The organism is Nocardiopsis sp. NPDC058631 (assembly GCF_042716955.1).
Classification (GTDB): Bacteria; Actinomycetota; Actinomycetes; order Streptosporangiales; family Streptosporangiaceae; genus Nocardiopsis.
In genome coordinates, this window is sequence record NZ_JBHXQY010000094.1 from 1 (window position 1) to 25,518 (window position 25,518).

The window sequence follows — 25,518 nt, forward strand, 5'->3', positions numbered from 1 at the left end:
GGCCGAGACCGTGCGCGGCACGGGGGACGGCACCGCCCACGTACAGGGGGCCGCCGCCGACACCGGTACGGCGGCCGTGCTGGGCAGCGCGCTGGAGGGCCAGTTCGGCGCCGCCCACGCCTGGACGATCGGCCTGTGCGCCCTCTTCGTCCTGGTCACCCTCGCCGTCACCGTCCGCGCCAGGCGGACCACCCGCGGAGCGGTCGACTACTACGCGGGCGGGCGCGGGTTCTCCAGCGCGCAGAACGGACTCGCCCTGACCGGCGACTACCTGTCCGCGGCGTCCTTCCTGGGCATCGCCGGGATGATCGCCCTCCAGGGCTACGACGGGTTCCTGTACTCCATCGGCTTCCTGATGGCCTGGCTGCTGGTACTGCCCATGGCGCAGCTGATGCGCAACACCGGCCGCTTCACCATGGCCGACCTGCCCGCCTTCCGCATGCGCCGGATGCGGGTACGCCTGGCCTGCACCGTCTCCACCGTCACCGTGTGCGTGTTCTACCTCGTCGCCCAGATGGTCGGTGCGGGGGCCCTGGTCGCGGTCCTGCTCGGACTGCACGACGGCGGGACCTTCCTGGGGATGGGTGCGGAGCAGGCGCGCACCGGGGCGATCGTGCTCGTGGGCGTGCTGATGATCGTCTACGTCATGTACGGGGGCATGAAGGCCGCCACCTGGCTCCAGATCATCAAGGCGGTCGCGCTGCTGGGCGCGACCGGCCTGCTCACCGTCCTGGTCCTGGCCCTGTTCTCCTTCGACCCGCGCGCCCTGCTCGGTGGGGCGGCCGAGGCCAGCGGGCACGGCCGGGCGTTCCTGGAACCGGGGCTGCGGTTCGGGGTGGAGGTGCCCGGCGACGCGGCCCGGACACTGGCCAACAAGCTCGACCTGATCAGCCTGGGGCTGGCACTGGTGCTCGGCACCGTCGCGCTGCCGCACATCCTCATCCGCTTCTACACCGTGCCCGACGGCAGGTCGGCGCGCACCTCCGTGCACCGCACCATCGTCATGGTCGGCGCCTTCTACCTGATGACGCTGGCGCTGGGCTTCGGCGCCGCCGCCCTCGTGGGCTCCGACCGCATCCTCGCCCTGGACCCGTCGGGCAACTCGGCCGTGCCGATGCTCGCCGAGGAGGTGGGACGGATGACCGCGGGCCCCGTGGGGGCCGCCGTGCTCCTCGCGCTGATCTCGGCGGTGGCGCTGGCCACCATCCTCGCCGTCGTCGCCAGCCTCACCCTCGCCTCGTCGTCCTCCATCGCGCACGACCTGTTCGGCCACATCCTCATGTGGGGACGGCCCAGGGAGTCGCAGGAGGTCGGGATGGCGCGCCTCTCGGCCTGCCTGGTCGGCGCGGTCTCCATCGTGCTGGCCGTCCAGGCGCAGGAACAGAACGTGGCCTTCCTGGTGGGGCTGGCCTTCGCCATCGCGGCCGCCGCCAACCTGCCGGTCATCGTGCTCACCCTGTTCTGGCGGCGCTTCAACACCCGGGGGGTGGAGTGGGGCGTCTACGGCGGGCTGTCCGCCACCGTCCTGCTCATGCTCCTGTCCCCGGTGATGTCGGGCAAGACCGATCCGGTGACCGGCGAGAACCTGTCCGTGCTGCCCGCGTGGATCGACGTCCAGGTCTTCCCGATGGAGAACCCGGCCCTGGTCGCCGTGCCGATCGGGTTCGCGTGCGCGATCGCGGGCAGCCTGCTCTCCGCCGAGCGCAACACCGCCCGGTTCACCGAGCTGCGCGTGCGCTCGCTGACGGGCTGGGGCGCCGACCAGGACTGACCTGCTCCCGTGGTCAGCCCCGGGAACCGTCCCGGGGGCCCGCGTCGGCCATGGCCCCGGCCAGGTCGCGCAGCAGTTCGGGGAGGAGGGGCGCGTTGCGCGCGATCCTGTCCCAGGCGAGGGCGGACCGGTCGAGCCGCTGCCGGGTGGTCGGTTCACCGGTGCCCAGCTTGGCGGCGCGGCGCTCCGACCGCCGGAACGACGTGGTGGCCGCCCAGACGGAGGCGGCCACCACCGGGCGGAAGACCCCCTTGCCGCGCACGTCCACCACCGCCTCCACCGACCAGCGGCCGTCCGCCCCGGCGGTCGGCGCCAGCCAGGCGTCGACCTCGGCGAGGGCGTGGCGGGCACGCAGGCGGGCCGGGCGGCCGTCACCGCGGCCGGACACCGCCGTGTACCAGTCCCCGGTGGAGAACCGGAGTCCGCCCGTGGCCGACCGGAGCCAGGCCCCCCGTCCGGGCACCTTCACCTCACCGGTCCACGTGAGCAGCCCCGCGGGCCTGTCGTGTGTGACGGTTCCCCAGGTGACCGGCGGACCGGAGCCGCCGGCCGCGTCGGGCATGCTGAAGTCCGCGGAGGAGGTGCCCGCCTCGTCCCAGGCGGTGATGGTCAGCCCGGTGCCGCTCCACCCCTTCTCCTCGTCGTCGGCGGGCTCGACGGGCACGCCCTCGGGGGAGAGTTCGGCGACGAGGTAGTGGCTCCGGGGCTCCAGGTGCCGTCCGGTCTGCAACTGGAGGGCGAGCTGCGAGGCGGCCACCGCGAGCTCGTCGGCCTCGGCCTCCGTGCGGGGGGCGTCCCCGCGCAGTTCGGCGGCGGCGTCGCGGCGTTCCCCGCGCAGCCGCTCGGCCGCTCCCTGGTCGACCAGCCCCAGTTCGTCGGCCCGCTTCTCCAGACGCGTCAGGGTCTCCTCGTCGGGGGTGAGCAGCCATCCCCTGCCGTCGAACCGGCAGCTCCGGGCGACCTCGTGCAGGGCGGAGACGATCCGCTCGACCACCTCACGGTCCACGGCGGTGATGTCGAAGGTGTGGCTCAGGCGGGGCACGGCGCCTCCGGTCTCGTGTGCGGTCGGAGGAGGACACTCCGCGTACGCGTGCAAGCGTACGCACCCGGAGCCCCCGCCACCGCCGGGGACGCCCCGGCTGCTCTGGCGGGCCGCCGCGGGAGGCGGTGCGCGGGGCCGGTGGACGCGGTTGCGGAAGGACGTCGGCGACGGCAGGCTGGGCGGCATGGACAGGTACGTCGCGCTGCTGCGCGGGATCAACGTCGGCGGCCACCGCCGCATCGCCATGGCCGACCTCCGGTCCCTGATCGAGGACCTCGGCTACACCGGCGTCGCCACGTACCTGCAGAGCGGCAACGCCGTCTTCAGCGCCCCCGGGACCGACCCGGCGGCCGTGGCCGAGAAGGTGAGGACCGGGATCAGGGACGTGCTCGGGCACGACGTCCCCACCGTGGTGCGGACCGCCGGTGAGCTGCGCGCCGCGGCGGCGGCCAACCCCTTCGACGTCCCCGACCCCTCCAGGTTCCTCGTCCTGTTCTGCACCGGCACCGTGGACACCGGGGGGCTGGCCGGCATCGACCTCTCCCGGTACCCCAAGGAGCGCATGGCGGTGGTCGGGGCCCAGGTCTACACCTGCCACGAGGACGGGATCAGGTTCGCCCGGCTGCCGGACGTCGTGGCACGGTACGTCGGGGGGACGACCACGAGCCGCAACTGGCGGACCGTGCTGCGCCTGGTGGAGATGGCCGGGGACTGAGGACGGGACCGTGCCGCGACTGTCCGAGAGAAGTCCTCGGTGAACCGAGGACGGCGCGCACCGGACGCCGTCATGACCACGCGAAGGGGTGGTGCCCGTGCCCAGACGGTGGACCGTGATCCTGCGTGACCTGTCGGAAACGGCGCGGCCGATCAGGCCCGAGGACTGCCACGGCCTCCTCAACCGGTGGTGGCCGCAGCCCCCCGAGGAGCACGCCGCGGCCAAGCGGTGGTCCATGAACGGCTGGCCGCTCCCCCTGGGCGACCGCCTGCACCACTGGACCCTGACCTGGCTCGACGACGAGGTCCGGCCCCCGCTGGACCCGGAGGACCTGGTCGGCGACCCGCAGAGGATCGGCGACCACCTGCTGGTGCCGCTCTCGGTCACGCGCACGCATGAGCGCACCTACGCCCAGATGCTCGTCGAGCCGAGGGGGCCGTCCGCGGTGCGCGCCGCCGAGGTGCGCAGCCGGACGCCCGTCGTCATGACCACCCGCGACGCCACCGGCGAGCGCATCCCGCACATCTGGCCCAGTCCGCGGCGCCTCTTCGGCGCCGTCCACCGCTCCGGCGGCGGGATCGTCGGAGGCAGCGGAGCCGTCGGCGCCGTGGCCAGGTTCGCCCCGCCCGCCCTCGCCGAGACCTGGCTCGAACTCGTCCTGGGAGGTATGGCGCAGGTGCGGCGCTCGCCCCTGCCGGGGGAGGACGTGCGGCTGGCGGAGCACCACCACGCCGACAACCGCACCGTCCTGGGCTGGCACGGCGGCATCCGGCTGGACATGGCCGGCGGGGAGCGGCGCCACACCGACGCCTTCGCCACCCTCCTCGAACTCCTCGAACTCGCCGGCGCCGGCAAGTACACCGCGCAGGGGTTCGGCGCCGTCCGCGTGGACACGGTCACCTGCGGCCGACCCGCGGTGGAGGTAGCGGTCCCCCGCGCGCGGCGGATGGCCAACCGGGCGCTCCGGCGCGCACCCCAGCGCGTGGGCGACACCCACGCCCACGCCGTCGCCGAGGTGGAGGAGTTCGGCGGCACGCTGTTCGACTGACCCCGCAGACCGCCGGTTCCCGCCCGAGGACGGCGGGCGGGGACCGGTGCCCGACCGGGGACCCCGGTTCCCCCGGTCCCACCGGCTCCCACCCCGTGGACGGGGGTGGGAGCCGGTGCTCCCCCTCCACCCCGTCGTGTACCGTTTCCGTCCAGTGTTCCCTGGGCCGCCCCCCGCACGGCCGGGGGAGGGCGAAACACCCGTGCCCGGCCGGGCACGGGCCGACGCACGGGGCCGACCGGCCCCGCCCGGCTCAGCCGCGCGCGGCCCCTCCGTCCCGCGCGGTCCGCTCGGTCTCCCGCTCCCGGAGGGCGCGGGCCAGCCCCCGAAGATGGGGGACGAGCTCCCGGGGGATGAGCTCCGGTGCGTCCGGGGCCGCGGGGGATCCGTGCTGGTCGCGGTCGCGCAGCGCGACCGTCTCGAACGTGTGGGGTGCCATGGGGAGAACCTCCGTGCCGGGGAAGGGCCGTGCACCCAGCTCTCTCGGACAGCGTTCCGCCGGACGGAGCCGAACGGGGTCGAGCGCGACCGCGGGGGGTGACCCCGGGGCCGCGGACTGGTATCCGTGGTTCCTCACGGCCGGTGGAAGGCGGGCACCGTCCGAGAGGAGTCCCCAGGAGCCCGGCCCCGCGCCGCCCGCGCCCGCCCCGCACCCGCCGACGAGGAGACTCGACACGGTGACCTCCGTTCCCGCACCGCACCGCCCGCCCGGAGCCGAACCGGCCGCCGGGGGGCCGCCGCCCAGCGGGGTGGTGGTCGGCGTCGACCTGCGCGGCATCCAGGCCTACGTGTACAGCGGGCGCCGCATCCTGGACGCCGTGGGACGGGCGGCTCTCGTCGCCGAACTGACCGACACCTCCGACGCCGAGCACGGGATCGCCGACCTGGTCCCGTCGGACTGCGTGGTGCTGCGCGACGCGGGAGGAGCGCTCACCGCTGTCTTCCCCCGCGCGGACACGGCACGCGAGTTCACCGCCCGCTACACGCGGCGGCTCCGCGACCGCGCGGGGGACCTGACCCCCGTGGTCGCCCACGTCCCCTACGGCACCGCGGAGGACGCGACCCCGGCGCCGGGGACCGGCCGCGGCCCGGACCCCTCCCGGACCCGAGAGGGAGCCCGTGCCCCGCTCCCGGGGGTGGACGAGGCCCTGGCGGTCCTCCCGGAGCGGCTGCGGGAGGCCAGACGGCACATGTCGGCGCTGCACACCCCCGCCCACGGCTACGGCATCACCGCGGTCTGCTCCGTCAGCGGAGGCCCGGCCGAGTCGGTGGACAGCAGCCGGGCCCAGGACGAGCACGCCGACGTGCACGAGCGCGTGACCGCCGACGTCGCCCGGGCCCGGGGGATCGGCCGCCGCTGGCACCGCGCGCACAGCACCGCCTGGCTGGCCGGAGCGGCCACCGCCACCGGTGCCCCCGCGCTCGCGCTCCCGATGGAGGTCGACCGGCTCGGACGCGACCACGGCGAGGTCAGCCGGATCGCGGTCGTCCACATCGACGTCAACGGGCTCGGGATCATCCTGGGGTCCTACCGCGAGCGCGCGGGCGACCCCCGCGTGCCCGGCTCCGGGGCGATGGCCCAGCGCCGCCTCTCCAGCCGCATCGCCGGTCTCACCGAGGGGCTGGCCCGGGTCCTGGTGCGCGCGGTCGCGGCCGCCGTCCACGCCGGGCCCGGCCGGGCCCCCACCATCCCCGGCGCCGGCGCCACCCGGCCCGTCACCCTCTACCACGCGCCGCCGGGCCCCGTCCGGATACCGGTACGCCCCATCGTGGTCGCCGGGGACGACCTCACCGTCCTGTGCGACGCCCGGCTCGCCCTGAGCCTGGTCCGCTACGCGCTGGACTGGCTGGACGCCGACCCGGAGCGGATCGGGGACCCCCTCGACCCCCGGGTCGCGCTGCACCGCGCGCTCGCCGCGGCCCACGGCGACCTGCCCGGCGCGGGCCGGACCGTGCACCGGCCCGACGGGGGCGCGCACACCACCTTCGTGCCCACGGTCGGGGTCGGTGTCGCGGTCCAACCGGTCGGCGCGCCCCTCTCCCTGGGCTACGACCTGTGCGAGGCGATGTGCCGCCGGGCCAAACAGCACAGGGTCGCGCTCGCCGAGGCCGCCCCCGGCGCCCCGGACGAGCACGCCGTCGCCTGGACGACGCGCTTCGACGGCGTCGACCGGGTCCTGCGCCGACTCGACCAGGCCCGTCGGGCGCCCGTCCCCCGCACCGGACTGCCGTTGACCGGGACCGGGTTCACCCGCTTCCTGGACCGGTACCTCTCCGCCACGGCCCCCGGCAGCCTGCTCGCGGGCGGGGACACCCGGCGTCGGAGCTGGCTGGTCTCGGCCCTGGTCCCCCTGCTGGAGTCGGGTACCGACCCCGGCCCCGAGCTCATCCGTCGCGCCCACGTGACCGGCGCCCCGGTCGGGCTCCCCCGGGGCTGGACCCCCGGCGGGTTGCTCGACGCGGTCGAGATGATGGACCTGTACCTGGATCCGGGCCTGGCGGCGGCACTCGATCCCCACCGGCCCCCACCACAGGGGCGGACAGGGGCCGGTGGCCCACCCCTCCCGGCGCCGCCGGAAGGCGCGCGGTCGTGAGCGCGCCGGACCGCATCGTCGTACGCCTGGCCTCACCCGCGCTGTTCGTGGGCGCGAGCGCGGACGGGACGGGCGCCGACACGGACGTGGTCACCGACGGGCACGGCCTGCCCTACCTGCCCCGTCACCGCCTCGCCGCACGCCTGCGCGCGGGGGCGGCCGGTGCGCTGGCGGTCGCCCCGGAGCTGGCCGGCGCCTGCGGCGAGGTGTTCGGCCGGGGGCGCTCCCACGGTGCGGACCGAATGCTGCGGGTGGGTCACGCCGTCCTGGACGACGACGTGCGCTCGGCGGTCGTACGCGCCCTCGCCGGTCGGGGCGAACCCGTGCGCACCACCCTGCGCCGCGCGGTCACCGACGCCTACACCGCGCTGGAGTCGGGGACCGGGGTCGGCCCGGACGGCGCCCCTGAACCGGGACGGCTGCGCACGAACCGGGTGCTCCTGCCGGGGTTGGCCCTGTCCTCGGCACTGACCTGGGCGACCGCCCCCGGGGAGGAGCACTGGAGGCTGCTGGCCCGTGCCTGCCTGGCCACCACCCGGATCGGGCTGAGGGCCACGCGCGGACGGGGCCGGGTGGACGTGCGCCTGTCGGGGGCGGACGGGGACGATCCGCACGCGACGACGCTCCGCCTGGCCGCGCCGGTGAACGAGGGGTCCGACCGGGAAGGGCCACGCGTGTGAACACCGGCCCCTTCCAGGACGCGCCCCGCAGCCCGTGCCCCGCCCCCGCCGCGGGCACCGCTCCGCGTGCGGGGGTGGGTACGTGAACCCCCTCCCCGTCAGCGGGTACCTGCCGCTGCGCTACGTACTCACCGACAGCCTCGCGGTGCGCACCTCCCTCGATCCGCTGCGGATCGACTCGGAGCACTCGATCAGCGGGCGCGCGCAGCGGGGCATGCTCGCCGCGGCCCTCCAGCGCGCCGGTCGCGAGCGCGACCTGCACGACTGGGTGGCCCGGGGCGACCGGCTCCGCTTCGCCCCCGCCTACCCGCGCCTGGAACCGGGAGCCGACCCCGGCCTCCCCGGGGCCTGCGTGCCGCCGCGGGCGCTCGTGGCCTACCCCGCCCCCGCCCACCTCTTCACACCGGGCAAGGACGGCGACACCACCGTCGACGTGTTCGGGGACACCGACCCCGCCACCCCCTACCGGGCGGTCCGCGACCACATCACCCTGGACCGCTCCCTGCGCGCCGCCGTGAGCACCACCGCCGAGCAGTACCTCGGCCGGTCCCGCACCGGGGAGCGGGCCCAGGGCGTCCCCTTCTTCACCACCAGCCTCGACCCCGGCCAGGTCTTCGAGGCCCGCTGGCAGCTGCTCGCCACCGACACCGCCTCTTTGCGCGACCTCGCGGAGCGTGTCGTCGAGGTCCTCGCCGGGGCGGACGGGACCCTCACCCTCGGCTCCGGTGGGACCCGGGCCCACGGAGGCGTCCGCGTGGCCCCGGCGGACCCCGGCCGACTGCTCTCACCCGACCGGGTCGCGCACCTCCACGCACGCCACTGGCCCCCCGGCGCCCCCGTCGACCTCCTCCTGCTCTCCCCGGCGCTGCTGGTCGGAGCGCACGGCCAGGCCAGCCCGGGAGCACTGGTGCCCGCCGTGCTCGACCTCCTCGCCCGACGCCTCCCCGGCGCCGGAGCCCAGGTGCTCGCCGGCCACGTGGAGGCCGGGCTCCTCGGCGCCTACCACCGGGGCTACAGGGGGCCGATGGCCCAGCGGTGGGCGGCTCGGCCGGGGGCCGTGGTCCGACTGCGGTTCGACGGCGGGCTGAGCGCCGGCCAGGCCCGTGACCTGGAGGCGCATCCACTGGGCGAGCGGGTGGTGGACGGGCACGGCCAGTTCACGCTCCTCCCCGCGCCACCCCGCGAGCCCCGCCCGCTCGCGCCGACCGCGGTCCCGCTCGCGGCGGGCCCACGGGACGCGGAGCCCCCTTCACCCGACCTGCGGGCCCCGGCCCCCTCCGACCCCGCCGGTACAGCCCCCGCGGTCCCGGAGGGGGAGGGCCCGCTCGCCGCGCTCTACGACCAACTCCTGTGGAACGCCGCCTCCCAGCCGGTCCGCGACCACGCCCGCGCCCTCGCCCGGGACTCCGCCCGCGGGCTCGCCCCCCTCACCCCCAGCCTGCTCGGCCGCCTGCGCGAGGTCGTCGTCCACCCCCACCACACCCCCGACGACGCCCTGTCCGCACTCGGCCGCACCGTCGCCGGCCGCGCGCACGGCCCCGCCGACGCCGACCGGGCAGGCGCGCACAAGGTCCTGCACGACCGGGCCGCCCGCGCCCTGGCCCGCGCCCGGCTGGCCCGGCCTGGCCGCCCCGGACCCGTGTCCGTGCGGTCATGGCTGGGATCCCTGGCGGGCGGGGGCGCCGCCGTCGCCTGGTGGCGCGACAACCGGCCCGAACCCCCGCACAGCACCGGATACGCGCACGCGATCGCCGCCGTCGACCTCTCCCTGCCGGACGGCCTGCCCCCGCACGGCCACCCCAGCGGCCTCTCCGACCGCGCCCGCACCTGGGAACGGCGGGCCGCGGCACGCCTGACCCTGGTCCTCGTCTCCTCCTGGCTGGCGGAGACCGCCCGGCTCCTGCGCTCCGCCCAGGACGGCCGCCACGCGCCGGGGGGCCCCGGTTGAGCACCGACCACCTCCGCCCCGGCCTCCTGTGGGAGGTCGCCGTCCGGATGTGCCTGATGTCCGACACCCACGTCGGCGCCGCCCAGGCGGTGCCCCGCCACGCCGCCGAGAGCGACGTGGACCTGCACGTGGACCGGGACCCGCGCACGGGGGTCCCCCGCCTGCGAGCCACCACCCTGGCCGGGCTGCTGCGCCACGAACTCGCCGCCCGCACCGGCGACCCCCGCCGGGTGCGCGAGCTCTTCGGCGCCGCCGAGTCCCGGTCCGCCCCGGGCCGGGAACCGGACCCGCCCCTCACCAGTGCTCTGGACGTCGACGACGCCGGTGCCGAACTGCCCGAGGACACGACGCTCGCCGTCCGGGTCGGCACCCGCGTGGACCCGGCCACAGGGACCGTCCGGCCGGGACGCATGTGGCAGTGGGAGGTCCTGCCCGCGGGGACCGTGTTCACCGCCCACCTGCGGTTGCACGTACCCGCCCCGGCCGACGAGGCGCGTCTGCTCACCCTGCTCGTCCTGGCCGCCGAAGGACTCTCCGGGGACGGCCCCGGCATCCGTGTCGGCGGCCGCACCGGGCGCGGCTACGGCGCGGTCCGCGCCACCCACTGGGCGGTGGAGCGGCACGACCTCACCGACGAGCACTCCTGGTTCGCCTACCACGCCCGCACCTGGTCCGAACGCTGGGAGCGCGGCGCCGACGCGCTCGGGGACGCACCCGCCGACCTGGCCACCGCCCTGGACGTCCGGCTGCGTGCGGACGGGCGGGCGGCGACGGCCGCCCACCTGGCCGCCCGCGCCGACCAGCGCGACCACCGCCACCGTGCCGAACTCCACCTGACGCTGGCGGTGGCCGAGCAGTCCGCGCCCGCGGACCCGTCCTCGCGCGAGCCCCGTCCGGGCCTGCTCATGGTCGGCGACGTGCCCGCGCCCGAGAGGCTCGGCGCGGTGGACCGGGCGCACCGGCACCGCCCGGTCGTCTCCGACCCGGACAAGGCCTTCGTCCGCCTCGCGCCGGTGCTCGGCGACACCGCCCTGTTCGCCCTGTTCAAGAGGATCGGCGGCAGGCTGGTCCGGGACGCGGCCGAGCACCTCGGGGCGGAGGAGTGGCGCTGGCGGGGTTGGCACGCACACTGGTGGGGCGCGGACACCGACCCCGGGACCGCTGTCCCGAGCCCGTCGCGGGTCCGGCTGCGCTCCACCCCGCACCTGAGGGGCGGGGCGCCACTGACCACCACCCGCCTGACCGTGGACGCCCTGTTCGGCGACGCGGTGGACGGCCGCCTGTTCACCACCGACCTGTACTGCGGGGGGAGCGGCGAGGTGGTGCTGGACGTCCGCGAGCCCGACGACGCGGTGCGGGGGCTGCTGGCGCTCGTCGTACGCGAACTGGCGACGGTCCCCTTCGACACCCTGGGCGCCGGGGCGGGGAGCGGGAACGGACGCCTGACCGCGACCCGGGCCGTCCTCACCACCCATACGGGGGACGGCGGACCGCCGCACCGGGTGGATCTGCTCACGGCGCTGTTCGACCCCGCCGGAGGGGCGGCGGCCACCGCGCGCGGCTGGGTGTGCGCTCTGCGCGCCCGGCTCGGGGGAGGGGGAGGAGGAAGGGGAGTGAGAGGGCGGGGACCGGAGTGAGGCGGGGACCGGCGACCGCCGGGTGTACGGCTCCCGGACCGCTGGGCGAAGACGAGCGACGACAGAGACGGAGCAACGGTGGACCACACACCCCCACGGCCGGAGGGCCTGGCCGTCCGGCGCCTGGACGGCGGCCAGGTGGAGGACGTCCTCGCCGACGTCTTCACCCACGGCACCCGCTGCCGCCTGTTGGACACCGGCGCCGACGGGATCCCCGGAGCGCCGGGAGCCCCCCAGTGGCTGCTCGCCGAACTCGGTGACGGCCGGATCACCGGATCCTGCCCGGGAGGGCGCTGGCGCCGCTCCGACCACCCCTCCACCGCCCACCTGTCGGCCCCCGCCCTGGACCCGGGGACCGACCGGTGGCGGGTCCTGGAGGTCCTGGTGTTCGGACCGCACGCGCAGATCAGGCTCGGGGAGGGGGCCTCCGCCGGGTGGATCGGCGCGGACGACCCCGCCCCCCTCCCGGAGTGGCTGCGCCCGCGCGACCGCTCGTTCCTCCTCCAGGGGTGGAACGGCCCGGCGCACAGCCGCACCCTCGACGGGCAGGTGCCCTTCTCGGTGACCGGGGAGCCCTCGGGCTCCCTGGCCGTCCTCCCGGTGGGGTGGTCCGACTTCACCGGCCGTCCCCGGCCGCGTCCGGGCAGGCGCGGCGCCGCCCTGGAGAGCGCCGGTACCTGGCTGACCGTGCGCGAGTACTGGGCGTCCGACCCCGGCACGGGTGCCGTGGGGGTGGGCTTCCACCGGCTCACGGGGATGCGGACCGGGGCCAAGCCGACCGGTCCGGAGTTCGACGTGGGCACCGGCGACGAGATCGGGGAGGCGGAGCGCCGATGGTGAACCCCCGCGAAGTCGCCGCCCGGTTCGGGGGGAGGCCGTCCCCGGAGCCCTCCGCCGCGCCCTCCTCCGGCCCGGACACCGACCCCGCACCGGAGCGGCCGGGCGGCCGGTTCCACGCCACCGCCCCCTACGGGCTGGTCGCGCTCGCCGAGACCCCCATGCCCGCCGCGGACCTGCACTCCGGCCATGCCACGGACGATCTGCTGCGCAGCCACGACCGCACCGTGGACGGGACCCGTTCGGGGTGGATCGACCTGGCCGTCACGACGCTCACCCCCACGTTCGTCGGCCAGACCCCCGAACGCGGCCGGGTCAGCTCCTCCGTCCGCTTCCCGCACGGCGACCGGCTCCTGCCCGCACTGCCCGGCTCCACCCTGCGCGGACTCGTCCGCAACACCGTGCGCATGCTCACCGGTGGTGAGACCGGCCCGGTCAACACCCCGATGCTCTTCTTCCGGGCCCCCGTGCGCATCGATCCCGCCGGCGCCGACAGCAGCCTGTCCACCCGTGCCCGCCAGGTCATGGCCAGGAAGCACGCCGACTACCGGAGGAACCGGTCGGGGCTGCGCACCAGGCAGGGGTTCCTGTTCCACTCGCCGCCCGACGGGCGCTGGTACGTGGTCGGGGTCCCGGCCACCGCGCTCTCGGCCGACCCCGGCCAGGCGCTCAAGGTGTCCTTCGCGGTCCTGCGCGAGAGCCTGCGCACCTGGGACTTCGGGGTCGCGGACTTCCCCGACCCTCCCCGCGGCAGCACCTACGTGCCCACCACGCACGAACAGCACGGCAGACTCCAGCACCGGTGGGTGCACGCCGTCCACCTGCCGGGTGAGCGGCGGATCGCCGCCGTCGCCCCCACGGCCGAGCAGGCGCGGGAGTACCTCGGCTCCCGGGTGTCCAGCGCCCGTGACCTCGGTCGCGGCGGGGTCGTCCAGGCCCTGGTCGTGCTGACCGGCGTCGCCGCCGGGGAGCGCCGCAACGCCTACCTCTTCCCCCGCCCCCGCGACCTTCGCGGCGGGCGCCTGGCAGTGCCCGAGGCCATGGTGGAGCTGTTCGAGTCGGCCGAACAGGTCACCGGCTACCAGCGGGCGGCCTTCCCCGACGGCCTGGGCGCGGGAGGCGCCGAACCCGCCCGCGAACCGGTGGCCGGGGCCGGCGGCGGAGGGCTGCCCCGGCGCAGCCTCGAACCGGTCTGGTTCGACGTCGACCCGTCCGGAACGGTGGTGTCCTTCGGCCGTTCGGGCGGCTACCGCATCGCGGTCAGCGAGGACAACCCGATCCGCCGCGCCGTCCCCGCGCCCGTGCTCGGACCCCAGCACGGCGACCCCGGCCGTGCGGGCCGGGCGGGCCGCCCCGTGGACGTGTGCCGCGCCCTGTTCGGTGACACCGACACCTTCGAGGGGGAGGCCGGAGCCTCCAAGGGGCGCGTCTCGTTCGGCAACGCGCTCTCCTTCGACCCCGACCCGGACTACCCCGACGGGGCGGCGCTGCGGGTGCGCCTGCTCTCACCCCAGCGGGGGTGCTTCGCCAACTACCTCGTGCAGGGGCCCGACTCCGGGTCCGGGGACCGGCCCGACATCGTCACCTGGTCGCACGAGGGCAGGATCCGCCTGGGCGGGTACAAGGTCTACCTGCACCGGCACCGGCGGGGCGGCGGTACCCCCTTCCGCTACGACGCCCGCGCACAGGAGGAGCTGGACCTGGCGGTGCTGGACCCGGAACGCAGGGCGGAGCCGCCCCGCGACACCCAGCGCGACGTGGTCCCGCTCCGGGACGGCCTGACCTTCCACGCGCGGATCACCTTCACCAACCTCACCGACGGGGAACTCGGCGTGCTGCTGCGCGCCCTGCTCCTCGACAACCCGGCCGACGGTGGGGACCCCGCCGACCCCGGACACGCCCACAAGATCGGGATGGGCAAGTCGCTGGGCATGGGGAGCGTGCACCTGCGGCCGGAGCTGTACCTGGTGGACCGGCGCGCCCGCGCCCTGGACCTGGCCCCCTCCGCGGGGGTCGTCCGCGCCACCGACGACCAGGTCGGGTGGTTCCTCGACGCGTTCGGCGGTGCGCTGGCGGGGCGGCGCCTGTCCGGCGAGCCCGACCCGGGGCGGTGGCGGGAGGTGGAGCAGGCACGGGACGTGTGCCTGGCCGGCCGGTGGCGCGGCCGGCTGCCCTGGGAGGAGACGGCTGTGATGTCCCTGCGCGAGTTCGCCGAGTACCCGGTCCTCCCCCCGCTGGACAAGCGCTTCGCCGGCACCGGGCGGGCCCAGGGGGGCTGACCGCCCGGGGCGGGATCCTTCGCGGGACGCCACCGGGGTGTGCCGGGGCGCCGGCGGCCGGGAACGGGCCTACCTGTCGATGGCCTCCGCCAGCGCCTCCACCAGGTCGGCGCGAAGGTCGGGGTCGTCCCAGGCCCCCGCCCACAGCGGGGGGACGCCGGCGTCCTCGTCGAGCAGTCCGCCCAACAGGGACTCCAGGGCGCCCTGCGGGTCGGCGTCGAAGGCGGACCTCGACTCCTGGGCCCGCGTGGTCAGGGCCAGGCCGGTCCGGCGCAGCCAGGACCGCTCCTCCTCGCCGAGGACCTCGCGCCGCTGCGAGGGCTCCTCCACGGGGCCGTCGGAGTCGGGGACGGGGGAGTAGGGGGCGCTGCGGGCCCGGCCGCGCGCCTGCTGCACCAGCTCGAAGTGGCGGGGCATGGTCGTCGCCATCCGGCCCAGGACGCCGGTCAGCCGCCTGGCGACGTCCTCGCCATTCAACTCGGGCAGGAGGCGGCGGAGCAGGAGGCGCCGCCGCTGGTCGGGGGTGCGGCCCGGGTCGGCGTCGCGTCCGGCGGCCAGTTCGGCCATCTTGCGGAGCAGGTAGTCGCCCGTGGCGGTCGAGACCATGGGGGGCTCCTTGACAGCCGTGAGCGTGCGGCCGTTCAGGTCGGCGACCGGTACGGCGCTGCCGTCCTCGGTGAAGGAGACCGTCTCGCCCGGATGGATGTCCTCGGGGAGGTCGGCGGCGGGGTTGCCCCAGCCCGCGGTGAGCACCAGCATGGCCAGCGCCTCCTGCTCCACCACGTCCGTGGCGACCAGGGCGACGTCGCGGCGCTGGGCCCAGCGCCGCGGACGCTCGGAGAAGGCGCAGCGGACCCGGCCGTCGGGCGCGCTCTGCGGGTAGACGTGGCGCAGGTTCTTGTAGGAGCGGTCCCGGCGCACGTCGTCCAGGGCGTCCCGCAGCCGGTGCGCGGCGGTGCGGTCGACGCCCGTGTCGCCGGGCGCGGCGCGTCCCATGCGCACGGCGATGACGCTGTCGGGAGCCGCTCCGTGTACCGGGCACGGGCAGTGCTCGGCGCACAGGTCGACGTAGTCGCAGAACTGTTCGGAGTGACCCGAGCAGCCCTGCGCGGTCCCGTCCGCGGAGCACGGCCCGCATCCCAGGACACGCGTGAAGACGCGCAGGAAGGCGGCGGAACCGAACAACTCCCAGACGGAGCAGTGGTGCGTGCTCACGAACTCTTCTCCCCGGGTGCTCCGGGGCCGGGTCGCTTTCCCAGCCCTCCGGGAAAGCGCGTGCGAAAGAGACGTGAGACCTCAGGTGACACCCCCGCGTGAACGGGAGGTCTTATAGCAAAATAGGGCCGCTATGGAGGAAATGTCAATTCTTGGGGGGCTTATCGAGTGATGTCGACCAATTTTGATCATCATAAAATGGACATCAGAAACACGAGCCCCATTTCTTTCTCCGGTTTCCCCTGTGGGGCACGCCCGCAGGGCACCCGGGCGTGTGTCCGAGAGACTGCGGTGAAGGCCTTGGACCGGGGTGCGCCGCGCCGGTCGGCTGTCGCACACCGAGACGAACGGAGGGCGCCGGATGCCGGTGGTCAACCTGACGCCGCATGCGGTGACAGTCGTGGACGAGAGCTCCCGCGTCATCCGGTGCTGGCCGCGATGCGACGAACCGGCCCGGGTCGAGGCGGTGCGCGTCCCCGTCGGACTGGAGGTCGCGGGGGTTCCGCTGATGGCGGAGGAACGGACCAGGGCCAACCTGCCCGAACCACAGGAGGGGGTGTGGTTCATCGTCTCCTCCGTCGTCGGCTCCGCACATCCCGAGCGGCGGGACCTGCTCGTGCCCTCCGACCTCGTACGCGACGGGAAGGGGGTGGTGACCGCGTGCCGCTCCTTCGTGATCAGCGGTTCACCGGTGCGCGGTCGCGCCGCGGCCACCGCGGCCGCGACCGTCACCGGGGAGAGGATCGGCGCCTGAGCGCCCCGGCCGGCCCCGCCCCGGGGTGCGGGACCGGCCGGGGACGCCCCGGTCCTTCCGCCCTTTCCCTCGCCCTTCCGCCCGCCCCCGTTCATCGGAGAACCGGACGTCTCCCTCCCTGGAGAAAAGGAGAGCCGCGCCAGTAGCGTGGGCTTTCCCGAACCGCCCCCGATTCCTTCCGAGAAGGAGACCGTGGACAGTCCCCGAACCGCCGTCGTGCTCGTCGGGCAGAACCCCACCCCGGCCCTGCTGTCCTCGCTCACACTCCCCGCCGACCACCTCCTCCTGGTCGGCAGCGACGGGACCCTCCCCGTCGCCCACCGGGTCGCCCGCGCGGTGGAGCGTCTCACCGACCGCGCGTCGGTGCGGGTGGCCAGTGTGGGACCCGACCCCCACGACTTCGGACCGGTCACCGACACCCTGGCCGCGTTCCACCGCGACAACGGGGAGGAACCCTGGTTCCTGGACTACACCGGCGGTACCAAGGTGATGAGCGTGGCCGCCGCCCTCTTCCACGAACAGGCGCTGCCCGCCGACAGACACCCCCAGGTCCTCCGCTGGCGCCACTACCTCGACGCCCAGCGCGACCTCCTGCGCACCGCCGACGGCTCGCACCCGGGGCGCCCGGTGGCCGGGGACGGCGTCGACCTGCGCACCCTCGCGGAGGTCCACGGCGCACGCTGGCTCGACGACCGCGACCCCGAACCCGTCCGCCTGTTCGTCCAGGGCGGCAAGCAGGCCCTCCTGGCCCGCTTCCCGGACATGACCCCCGCGGTGCGCCGGGGAGTCGTCGCCGAGGGGCGTGTGCTCTCCCACCTGCTGCGGCACACGCGCCGCCACCAGGGGACCGAGGTCCTGGGCCCCCGGCAGGTCGCCGACCCCCTCCACCCCGCCGGCGCCGTCGCAGACTTCGACGCCGTCGTCCGCTACCGCCACCGCGTGCTGTGCGTCGAGGCCAAGTCCCGCCCCGACGACGTCGTCGCCCGGGCCGGGTGGACCGTGACCAAGGCCCGCCGGGTCTTCGGCGGAGCCGTCCAGGTGCTCTTCGTCCACTCCGGGCCGGCCGTCCCCGGGCTCCGCGCGCGCGTCACCGCGTACAACCCGGCGCTGAGCGCGCGCAGCGTCCACGTGTGGAGCCTGGACGACCTGCTCGCCCGGCTGACCTCCTTCGAGGAGGTCCGCAAGGCGTTCTTCCCCGGACTGGGCGCTCCACCGCGCGGCGCGGAAGGGACGCCACACCCCGCGGCGCCCGGCGCACGGGGTCCCGGATCGCCGCCGCCCGAACGCCACCCCGACCCCGGGGACGGCCCCGTCCTGGTCACCTCCCTGGGCGGCAGCCGCATGGGCACCCTGACCGCCGTGCACGCCCACCGCCCCGCCAGCACGCTCATCCTGCCCTCCCGGCAGAGCGTCCTCGGCGGGGTGCGCGAGGCCGCCGCGCGCACCCTCTACGCGGCCGAGCACCCCGGCGAGGCCCGACCCGGGGCGGCCCTGCTCAAGGAGAGCGGATACCGCGACCGCGTGCGCTTCACCCCGGAACCGGTGGACGGGTCCGACACGGAGGCGGTCACCGCGGTCGCCCGCCGGTGGATCGCCGACCAGGGCTCCGGCGCGGCACCGGGGCCGGTGATCGTCGACATCACCACCGGGACCAAGGCGATGAGCCTCGGTCTGGCCCAGGCCGCCCGCCGGTCGGGTGCCTGCGTCACCTACCAGTTGGGCCGGCGGCGCACCGTGGTCTGCCTGACCCACGGCGCCGTGCCGCTGCGGGGCCGCGCCCGCGTGGACTGGCCGCTGCTCCTGCCGGGGTACTCGCCCCTGGCCGGCCCCCTGGCGGAGAGGGCGTGCGAGGCGGCCCTCGGCCAGGTCGACACCGGTCTGCTCGACGCCGCCCGCACCGCCCTGGTCCGGGCGGCCGGCGGCCCCGTCGGGGTGTGGATGGACGACTCGCTCGGCGACCCGGTGGAGTGCCTGTCCGCCCAGGAGAGGCCCAGCCTCGTGCTCACCTTCGACGACCGTGCCGTGGGTCTGGCCGCCCCCGGCTGGACCCGGCGCCGGACCCCCGGGGGTGACGCGCACCCGGTGGGCCGGGGCGCGTGGGCGCAGAGCGTGTTCTCGGCGACCCTGCTCCTCAACACGGGCTGCGACGTGGCGGGGACCGTGGTCGCCCTCACCCGTCCCGGAGGGGACGTCAGCCGCGCGGTCGAACTGGTCGACTGGATCACCCAGGCAGAGGAGGGGAGAAGGGGGGACCCGGCACGGATCGGGTTCGGTGAGCCACTGCGCCCGCTCGTGGCGGTGGCGTCCCCGGAGGCCCTCCCGGAGCTGTTCGACACCGACGTCAGCCTGCTCTGAGCCCCGCCTGTGCCGGGGGAGCCCCGAGGGTGCGGGCCCCGGCCCTCCCCGACCAGCTCCTGCCCGGGCAGGAGCGGCGGTCGAGGGGAGGGACGGCCACCGGGGACGGACACTTCTGTTTTCCGGGGCTCGCGCCGGGTCGGCGGGTGGATCGCCCCGGCCCCGTGAGGCACCCTCTCCGGTGGGGGACGAGCCGGTCCCGGTGTGACACGGCCGCCGCGCGGGGGCGCGGGGGCGGGAACGGAGCCGCGCGTGGTCGGGGGAGCAGCGGTCGCCGGTGGCGGCGCGGGAGCTGGGACGGGGAGTTTCGCGGGGGCCGCGCTGGCCGGGACCGCGGCGGCGGTGCTGGTGGCCGCGGGGTGCTCTCCGGGGTCTTCGGGAGAGGACGGGCCCTTCGCGGGGCAGGAGGTGGACTGGCGGACCTGCTACGACGAGCAGCAGGTCGGTGAGCTCGCCGACTGGGGCGCGGATCCGGACTGGTTGGAGATCCTGCAGTGCGGGACCGTCACCGTCCCCCTGGACCACGACCGGCCGGACGGGACGCTGCTGGACATCGCCCTGATCCGGGCGCCCGCCACCGGCCCGGCGGAGGAGCACCGGGGCTCCCTCGTGCTCAACCCCGGGGGGCCCGGTGTCTCCGGCATCGAGATGCTGGACTTCCCCTTCTTCGGCGACGACGTGCGCGCCGCCTTCGACCTGGTCTCCTTCGACCCGCGCGGTGTCGGGGAGAGCGGGGGCTTCGCGTGCGGGGACCAGTACGTGATGGACGACGCACTCCAACGCATCGCCGGCATCGACCCCGCGGACCTGACCGACGTGGAGCTCCAACCCTTGGAGGACGCCGCCCGCCGTTACGCCGAGTCGTGCACGGAGGCGGTGGGGGAGGAGTTCCTCGCCCACCTGGGCACCGTGAACGTCGTCCGCGACCTGGACGTGATCCGGGACGCGCTCGGCGACGAGCGGTTGAGCTTCGTGGGCTACTCGTACGGGACGCACATCGGCGCCCTCCACGCGCAGATGTTCCCGGAGAGGACGCGGGCACTGGTCCTGGACGGTGCGGTGGAGACCGAGCTGTCCAACGCGGGGGTCGCCCTGGACCAGGTCGCCGCCCACCAGAACACCTGGGACATGTTCGTCGCCCACTGCACGGCCGGGGTCGAGGGGTGCCCGTTCGCCGAACCGGGCCCCGCCCCCGAGGGTGCGGACGGGAGCGGAGCCGACGCCCGGATGGGGGAGCTCATGGCCGGACTCGACCGGGACCCGGCCGAGGCGGAGGGCATCCCGGTCGACGGGGCGACCCTGCTCCGGATGATCGGCATGGAGCTGTACTACGAGGAGAGCTGGGGCTACCTGGCCGAGCTGCTCGTCGCGCTCGGCAGCGACGACGAGGAGGGAACGGCGCGCCACCTCGGGGAGCTGTACGACAACACGTTCGGCAAGTACAAGGACGTCGACCCCGAGGACGTCGACCCGCGGATGGAGCACCAGGACGCCAACGCCGTGTTCACGGCCGTGAACTGCGCCGACCGCGCCGATCCCGAGGACGTGGCGGACTACCGGGACGCGGCCGACCGCGCGGACGGGCTGTCCCCGCTGTTCGGCCCCGCACTGGTGTGGGAACAGCTGCCGTGCGCGTACTGGCCGGAGAGCGAGGAGGCCCCCACGGGGTTCACGGCCCCGGACGCGCCGCCGATCGTGGTGATCGGGACGGTCGGGGACCCGGCCACCCCCTACGCGTGGGCCGAGGAACTCGCGGAGCAGCTGGAGACGGGCGTGCTGGTCACCTACGAGGGCGCCGGCCACACGCTGTACGGGAAGGGGCGCAGCGACTGCGTGGACCGACCCGTGGACGCCTACCTGCTGACGGGGGAGGTGCCGCGAACCGGTCTCACCTGCCCGCGCACCTGACCAGGGGCGGCGGCACCAATCAAGACCGACTGTTTACCTCCCGAACGGGATGTTACCGTCCGTGATCGCCCGCCTCTCCGCTGGGATGGTGCGAAAGGCCCCGGCAGTGGCCGGTCGGCGCTGACGGGAACGGGGCAACGGTGCGGACAAGGCGTCATACGGGTGCTGGCGGGCGGTTCGGCGGAGCGGGGGCACCGCTCCTGGCGGGAGGACTCGCGGTGGTACTCGCGGCGACCACGGGGTTCGCACCGCTCCCGGCCGACGTCGGCGTGCCACTCCCGTTCTACGGCCAGGACGTCGCCTGGAGCCCCTGCTTCACCCGGGAGGAGCTGGACGCGGTCGACGCCGACGCGGGCGAGGGCACCCCCGCCTGGATGGCGCAGCTGGAGTGCGGAACGCTCACGGTTCCGGTCGACTACGGCCGCCCCCGCGGGGAGACGGTCGCGATCGCGCTGACCCGCAGGCCCGCGCACGGGCCGGAGACCGGGCGCAGGGGTTCACTGGTGGTCGACCTCGGGGGCCCCGGGGTCTCGACGGTGGACGGCATGCGCAACCCCTTGCTGGGGGAGCGTGTCCAGTCCGCCTTCGACCTGGTGGGGTTCGATCCCCGCGGGGTCGGGCGCAGCGAGGGCCTGGAGTGCGGTGGGTCGCGGACCTGGAACCGGGAGCTGGAGCGCCTCGTGCCCGAGGACGCGGCGAAGGCGACCGCCACGGAACTGCGCGGGCTGGGCGATGCGGCCGAGGACTACGGGGCGAGCTGCGCCGAAGAGGTCGGTGAGGCCTTCCTGTCGCGGATGGGCACCGTCAACGTGGTCCGTGACCTGGACCTCCTCCGTGACGCCCTGGGCGACGAGAAGCTGACGTACGTCGGCTACTCGTACGGAACCCACATCGGGGCCCTGTACGCGGACATGTTCCCCGACCGTACGAGGGCGCTGGTCCTGGACGGGGTCGTGGACACCGCGCCGTCCAACGTCCGGCTCGCGGTGGAGACCCAGGAGGCATTCCAACGTGTCTGGGAGATGGTCGGCGACCACTGCGTCGAGACCGCGAAGGACTGCCCCTTCACGTCGGGGAGGGCCACGGGAAAGGAGACCCTCCGCCTCCTGGAGCGGTTCGACCAGGACCGGCCGACGGTCCGGGGCCGGACGGTCACCGGTGACATGCTGATGGAGATGGTGGGCACACAGCTCTACGACGAGTGGTCGTGGGACTACCTGGTCGGGTTCTTCACCGCCCTGGCCGGGGGCGACACCGGCTCCGAGACGTACGAGCGGTACCTGGAGTACATGTTCGACCGCACGTTCGGCGCCGAGAGCGGCGAGAGGGCGGACTCCTACACGGCCGTCATGTGCGCCGACCGCGACGACCCGAAGGACCTGCGCGTCTACCAGGAGGCCGTCGAGGCGGCGGAGCTCCGCGCGCCGCTGTTCGGCGGAGCCCCCGTGTGGGAGACGACTCCGTGCGCCCGCTGGCCCCTCGCCGAGACGGGCGCCCAGGAGTTCACGGCGTCCGCGGCACCGCCGATCGTGCTCGTGGGAAACCTCGGGGACCCGGTGACCTCCTACCGGTGGGCCGAGCGCATGCACGCCCGGCTGACGACCTCGGTCCTGGTCACCTACGAGGGCGGCGGCCACACCGTGTACGGGGTGGGCAAGAGCGCCTGCGTGGACGGACCCCTGGACGAGTACCTGATCACCGGGAAGGTACCGGAGCCGGGACTGACCTGCCCGCAGGTCCTCTCCTGAGGGCTGTCCCGAACCGTTGCCGGTGTGACGCGAGGGGTTCTGACCTGGATGACCCCGTACGTGTGGACGGTGTGGGCGCCCGAACCCGCCACAAGTACAGGATCACGGAGGGGGGCGGAGTTGTGAACCTTCTCGGTCGGTACACGTTCGCGTCCCCGGCTGCCCCGGAACGACCACCCGGCTCCGCCCCGACACACCGCGGCCCCGTCCGCCGACGACACCCGCCCGGTCCGCCCGGCCACGCCCGGTACCTCTCCCCGTGCCGTAAGGACACGCCGCCCGCCGCCCTCCGCGACCGGGCGCGTACACTCGGAGCATGGCCGCTACTCGCGCGTGTGGACAGGGCTCGGCCCTCACCGCCCCGTACCCGACCACCGCGGCCCCCTCCACCGTCACGGGATCGACCTCCGCCGTGCCCGAGGCTCCCCGGACCGGTCTCAGGGCTCTCCACGGCCACGGTTAGCGACCTTCCTCCCGCTACCGCGACCGTCCCTGCCCGTCCGCGCCCACGCGCGTCGCCTCCACGCACACACGGTGCGCCCCCCGGCTCCGGGCAGGGCCCCGCGCCGGCCCCCACCGGCCCGCCACGCAACACCCCCTCTTTCTCTCCGCCGGCCCTCGGCATCCCGTCGGCCGTGCCCACCGGCGCCGTCCGTGCGAACGGACCGCGCCACACCCGAAGGGAACCCTCGTGAAGCTGAGCGAACTGCTCGAAGGCCACGACCACCAGGTCCTGCACGGCGACCCGGACACCGAGGTCACCGCCGGACCGTGCCTGGACGTCCACCGGGTGGCCCCGGGCTCGCTGTTCGTCGCCGTGCCCGGACACGACGGGGGCGGAACCGCCGGTGCCGTACCCGCCCTCGTCCGGGGCGCGTCGGCCGTCCTCGTCGAGGCGGGGCCGCCCGGCACCCCGCCATGGTCCTCGCACCCCGACGCGTGCGTGGTCCTGGTGGCCGACGCCCGCACCGCGGCGGCGGTCGTCTCCGCGCGCTACTACGGGCACCCGGGACGGGGGATGGACGTGGTCGCGGTCACCGGGACCAACGGGAAGACCTCGGTGTCGTCCATGTACGAATCACTGCTGAGCATCTCCAAGGGCGCCCGGGTCGGGGTCATCGGCACCTCCGGCAGCCGCACCGGCGGCGACCCCGTACCGATGCCCCGGTCGGTGCTGAGCACCCCCGAATCCCCCGACCTCCAGTACCTCCTGGGGCGCATGCGCGACCGGGGCACCGTCAGCGTGGTGCTGGAGGCCACCTCGATGGGGCTGCTGCACCACCGCGTGGACGGTTCCTTCGTGGACGTGGGGATCTTCACCAACCTGACCCAGGACCACCTGGACGACCACGGCACCATGGAGAACTACCGCGACGCCAAGCTGCGCCTGTTCCAGGGCATGTGCCGCCACGCCGTGGTCAACGCCGACGATCCGGTCGGGGAGACGATCCCCGCCATGATGCCCGGCGCGGTGACCACCTACGGCATCGACGCCGAGGCCGACTACCGGGCGACGGACCTGGTCGTGGACGCCTCGGGGACACGTTTCGTCCTACACCACGACGGCCGCAAGTACCCGGCGGCGATCCCCGTCCCGGGCAAGTTCTCGGTCTCCAACGCGCTCGCGGCCGTGGCCGCCTGCCACCGGTTCGGCCACGACCTGGGCTCCCTCGTGGCCGCCCTCGACCGTATGCCGCAGATCCCCGGCCGGTTCGAGCACTTCGACGCCCCGGGCGGGGTCTCCGTGATCGTGGACTACGCCCACTCGCCGGACTCGCTGGACAAGGTCCTCCAGACGATCCGCGGATTCGCGCGGGAGCGGGTCCTCACCGTCTTCGGCTGCGGAGGGGACCGCGACACCACCAAACGGGTACAGATGGGGGAGATCGCGGGCACCTACTCCGACCTGTGCTTCCTGACCTCGGACAACCCGCGCGGCGAGGACCCGGAGGTGATCATGGACCACATCGCTCCGGGGATCACCGCGACCGGCACCCCTTTCGAGCGGGTCAGCGACCGCCGCGCGGCCATCACCGCGGCCCTGGCCGAGGCGGGGCCGGGCGACGTCGTCCTGCTCGCGGGCAAGGGCAGCGAGTCGTACCAGATCGTCGGCGACGAACTGCTCCCCTTCGACGACATGGCGACCGTCCGCGAAATCTCCCTGGCCTGAGCCGCGGCCTCGCCCGCGCCGTGAGGGCGAGCGGTGCCGGAGATCCCGGCGACAGGAAACCGCGCGGCTCCGCCGTCCCCTTCAGGACGGGGCCGGAGCGCCCCCGGCAGGCTCCGCGGCAGAGTCGTCCGGCCCGGGCACGCCGGGCAGGCCGTCGATGCTGGTGGCGTTGCGGGTGCGCCAGTAGTCGGTGAAGTAGTCGGGATCGCGGCGTTCGTGGGAGCGGTCCAGCAGATCGCGGTCGCCGCGCACGTCCATCAGGGGCACGGAGAAACCACAGGAGTCGGAGACGCGCCGGACGTCGACCACGACGACGGCGCGCTGTCCAAGGGCGCGCTCCTTGGGGAAGTGGGAGCGCAGCTCGTCGAAGCCGGTGTCGGTGGGCAGGACGACGCGCCCCCGGCCGTGGAGGCGCACGATGGACGGCGGACCGTCGAAGGCACAGAACATCAGGACGACGCGCCCGTTCTCCCTCAGGTGGGCGATGGTCTCCGTCCCCGAGCCGGTGTAGTCGAGATAGGCCACCCGGTCCTCGCCGAGTACGGCGAACGTGCCGCCCATGCCCTTGGGGGAGACGTTGACGTGCCCCTCCGCGCCCAGCGGCGCGGTGCCGACGAAGAACACCGGCTGGTCGAGGAGGAACCGCGCCAGCCTGGGGCCGATGGTGTCATAGATCTTTGCCATGACGGCAAGTCTGTCATCGGGGGGCCGTGCGGACCCGGGCAGCCGGACGATAGGGACCCGGTGAGCCCCGGCCCGCCCGGACACAGCGGCAGGCGCCGCCCCGCACGCGCGAGCGCCCCGGCCGAACCCGGCC

Annotated in this window: 19 protein-coding genes; 15 read left to right on the forward strand and 4 right to left on the reverse strand. The window is 75.2% G+C overall.

Annotated elements, in window-relative coordinates:
• Window positions 1-76: 76 nt before the first annotated feature.
• On the forward strand, window positions 77-1,771 hold the full coding sequence (locus ACFWTE_RS24225) for a cation acetate symporter (protein ID WP_378782190.1): 1,695 nt from the start codon (window positions 77-79) through the stop codon (window positions 1,769-1,771).
• 13 nt (window positions 1,772-1,784) lie between these two features.
• Here ACFWTE_RS24225 and ACFWTE_RS24230 read toward each other — a convergent pair whose 3' ends face one another.
• Window positions 1,785-2,813, reverse strand: coding sequence for a hypothetical protein (locus tag ACFWTE_RS24230; protein WP_378782174.1), 1,029 nt, complete (start codon window positions 2,811-2,813; stop codon window positions 1,785-1,787).
• 184 nt (window positions 2,814-2,997) lie between these two features.
• On the opposite strand from ACFWTE_RS24230, the gene ACFWTE_RS24235 reads away from it, so the two are divergent.
• Together ACFWTE_RS24235 and cas6 are read left to right on the forward strand one after the other, a co-directional pair.
• On the forward strand, window positions 2,998-3,528 hold the full coding sequence (locus tag ACFWTE_RS24235; protein WP_378782175.1) for a DUF1697 domain-containing protein: 531 nt from the start codon (window positions 2,998-3,000) through the stop codon (window positions 3,526-3,528).
• An 88-nt stretch (window positions 3,529-3,616) separates the two neighbouring features.
• Entirely contained in the window at window positions 3,617-4,576 is a 960-nt protein-coding gene (cas6, locus tag ACFWTE_RS24240) for a CRISPR system precrRNA processing endoribonuclease RAMP protein Cas6 (RefSeq protein ID WP_378782176.1), read from the forward strand.
• A 253-nt stretch (window positions 4,577-4,829) separates the two neighbouring features.
• Here cas6 and ACFWTE_RS24245 read toward each other — a convergent pair whose 3' ends face one another.
• A complete protein-coding gene (locus tag ACFWTE_RS24245) occupies window positions 4,830-5,015 on the reverse strand; it encodes a hypothetical protein (RefSeq protein WP_378782177.1) in 186 nt (61 codons plus the stop codon).
• A 238-nt stretch (window positions 5,016-5,253) separates the two neighbouring features.
• Between ACFWTE_RS24245 and ACFWTE_RS24250 the strand changes: the two genes are divergently transcribed.
• The 6 genes from ACFWTE_RS24250 to ACFWTE_RS24275 all read left to right on the forward strand — a co-directional run bounded on the left by ACFWTE_RS24250 (window position 5,254) and on the right by ACFWTE_RS24275 (window position 14,551).
• Complete coding sequence (locus ACFWTE_RS24250) at window positions 5,254-7,170, forward strand: hypothetical protein (protein ID WP_378782178.1); 1,917 nt, start codon at window positions 5,254-5,256, stop codon at window positions 7,168-7,170.
• A complete protein-coding gene (locus ACFWTE_RS24255) occupies window positions 7,167-7,850 on the forward strand; it encodes a hypothetical protein (protein ID WP_378782179.1) in 684 nt (227 codons plus the stop codon). The genes ACFWTE_RS24250 and ACFWTE_RS24255 overlap by 4 nt, the downstream gene beginning before the upstream one ends.
• Before the next feature lie 82 nt (window positions 7,851-7,932).
• Entirely contained in the window at window positions 7,933-9,798 is a 1,866-nt protein-coding gene (locus ACFWTE_RS24260; protein ID WP_378782180.1) for a hypothetical protein, read from the forward strand.
• Window positions 9,799-9,845: 47 nt separating this feature from the next.
• Complete coding sequence (locus tag ACFWTE_RS24265; protein ID WP_378782191.1) at window positions 9,846-11,435, forward strand: RAMP superfamily CRISPR-associated protein; 1,590 nt, start codon at window positions 9,846-9,848, stop codon at window positions 11,433-11,435.
• A 78-nt stretch (window positions 11,436-11,513) separates the two neighbouring features.
• Window positions 11,514-12,275 (forward strand): hypothetical protein, encoded by a 762-nt coding sequence (locus ACFWTE_RS24270; protein WP_378782181.1) that lies wholly within the window; start codon window positions 11,514-11,516, stop codon window positions 12,273-12,275.
• Window positions 12,269-14,551: a TIGR03986 family CRISPR-associated RAMP protein gene (locus ACFWTE_RS24275; RefSeq protein WP_378782182.1), complete on the forward strand. Its 2,283-nt coding sequence runs from the start codon at window positions 12,269-12,271 to the stop codon at window positions 14,549-14,551. Before ACFWTE_RS24270 ends, ACFWTE_RS24275 begins: the two co-directional genes overlap by 7 nt.
• A 69-nt stretch (window positions 14,552-14,620) precedes the next feature.
• Here the strand turns inward: ACFWTE_RS24275 and ACFWTE_RS24280 are convergent, their stop codons facing one another.
• Entirely contained in the window at window positions 14,621-15,766 is a 1,146-nt protein-coding gene (locus ACFWTE_RS24280; RefSeq protein ID WP_378782183.1) for a hypothetical protein, read from the reverse strand.
• 361 nt (window positions 15,767-16,127) lie between these two features.
• Here ACFWTE_RS24280 and ACFWTE_RS24285 point away from each other — a divergent pair, with 361 nt between their 5' ends.
• The 6 genes from ACFWTE_RS24285 (at window position 16,128) to ACFWTE_RS24310 (ending at window position 24,701) form a co-directional block, all read left to right on the forward strand.
• Complete coding sequence (locus ACFWTE_RS24285) at window positions 16,128-16,520, forward strand: hypothetical protein (RefSeq protein ID WP_378782184.1); 393 nt, start codon at window positions 16,128-16,130, stop codon at window positions 16,518-16,520.
• Between the two features lie 192 nt (window positions 16,521-16,712).
• On the forward strand, window positions 16,713-18,875 hold the full coding sequence (locus ACFWTE_RS24290; protein ID WP_378782185.1) for a CRISPR-associated protein: 2,163 nt from the start codon (window positions 16,713-16,715) through the stop codon (window positions 18,873-18,875).
• Window positions 18,876-19,217: 342 nt separating this feature from the next.
• On the forward strand, window positions 19,218-20,783 hold the full coding sequence (locus tag ACFWTE_RS24295; protein WP_378782192.1) for an alpha/beta hydrolase: 1,566 nt from the start codon (window positions 19,218-19,220) through the stop codon (window positions 20,781-20,783).
• A gap of 218 nt (window positions 20,784-21,001) precedes the next feature.
• Window positions 21,002-22,531: an alpha/beta hydrolase gene (locus tag ACFWTE_RS24300; protein ID WP_378782186.1), complete on the forward strand. Its 1,530-nt coding sequence runs from the start codon at window positions 21,002-21,004 to the stop codon at window positions 22,529-22,531.
• A gap of 316 nt (window positions 22,532-22,847) precedes the next feature.
• A complete protein-coding gene (locus ACFWTE_RS24305; protein WP_378782187.1) occupies window positions 22,848-22,994 on the forward strand; it encodes a hypothetical protein in 147 nt (48 codons plus the stop codon).
• Window positions 22,995-23,222: 228 nt separating this feature from the next.
• Entirely contained in the window at window positions 23,223-24,701 is a 1,479-nt protein-coding gene (locus ACFWTE_RS24310; protein ID WP_378782188.1) for a UDP-N-acetylmuramoyl-L-alanyl-D-glutamate--2,6-diaminopimelate ligase, read from the forward strand.
• A gap of 81 nt (window positions 24,702-24,782) precedes the next feature.
• Here ACFWTE_RS24310 and ACFWTE_RS24315 read toward each other — a convergent pair whose 3' ends face one another.
• Complete coding sequence (locus tag ACFWTE_RS24315) at window positions 24,783-25,385, reverse strand: pyridoxamine 5'-phosphate oxidase family protein (RefSeq protein ID WP_378782189.1); 603 nt, start codon at window positions 25,383-25,385, stop codon at window positions 24,783-24,785.
• Between the last annotated feature and the right edge of the window lie 133 nt (window positions 25,386-25,518).

Excerpts from the sequence above, each read along its gene's own strand:
- ACFWTE_RS24235 (WP_378782175.1), top strand. The coding sequence starts at position 2,998 with ATGGACAGGTACGTCGCGCTGCTGCGCGGGATCAACGTCGGCGGCCAC.
- ACFWTE_RS24245 (WP_378782177.1), bottom strand. The coding sequence starts at position 5,015 with ATGGCACCCCACACGTTCGAGACGGTCGCGCTGCGCGACCGCGACCAG.
- ACFWTE_RS24265 (WP_378782191.1), top strand. The coding sequence starts at position 9,846 with ATGTGCCTGATGTCCGACACCCACGTCGGCGCCGCCCAGGCGGTGCCC.
- ACFWTE_RS24275 (WP_378782182.1), top strand. The coding sequence starts at position 12,269 with ATGGTGAACCCCCGCGAAGTCGCCGCCCGGTTCGGGGGGAGGCCGTCC.
- ACFWTE_RS24285 (WP_378782184.1), top strand. The coding sequence starts at position 16,128 with ATGCCGGTGGTCAACCTGACGCCGCATGCGGTGACAGTCGTGGACGAG.
- ACFWTE_RS24305 (WP_378782187.1), top strand. The coding sequence starts at position 22,848 with ATGGCCGCTACTCGCGCGTGTGGACAGGGCTCGGCCCTCACCGCCCCG.
- ACFWTE_RS24315 (WP_378782189.1), bottom strand. The coding sequence starts at position 25,385 with ATGGCAAAGATCTATGACACCATCGGCCCCAGGCTGGCGCGGTTCCTC.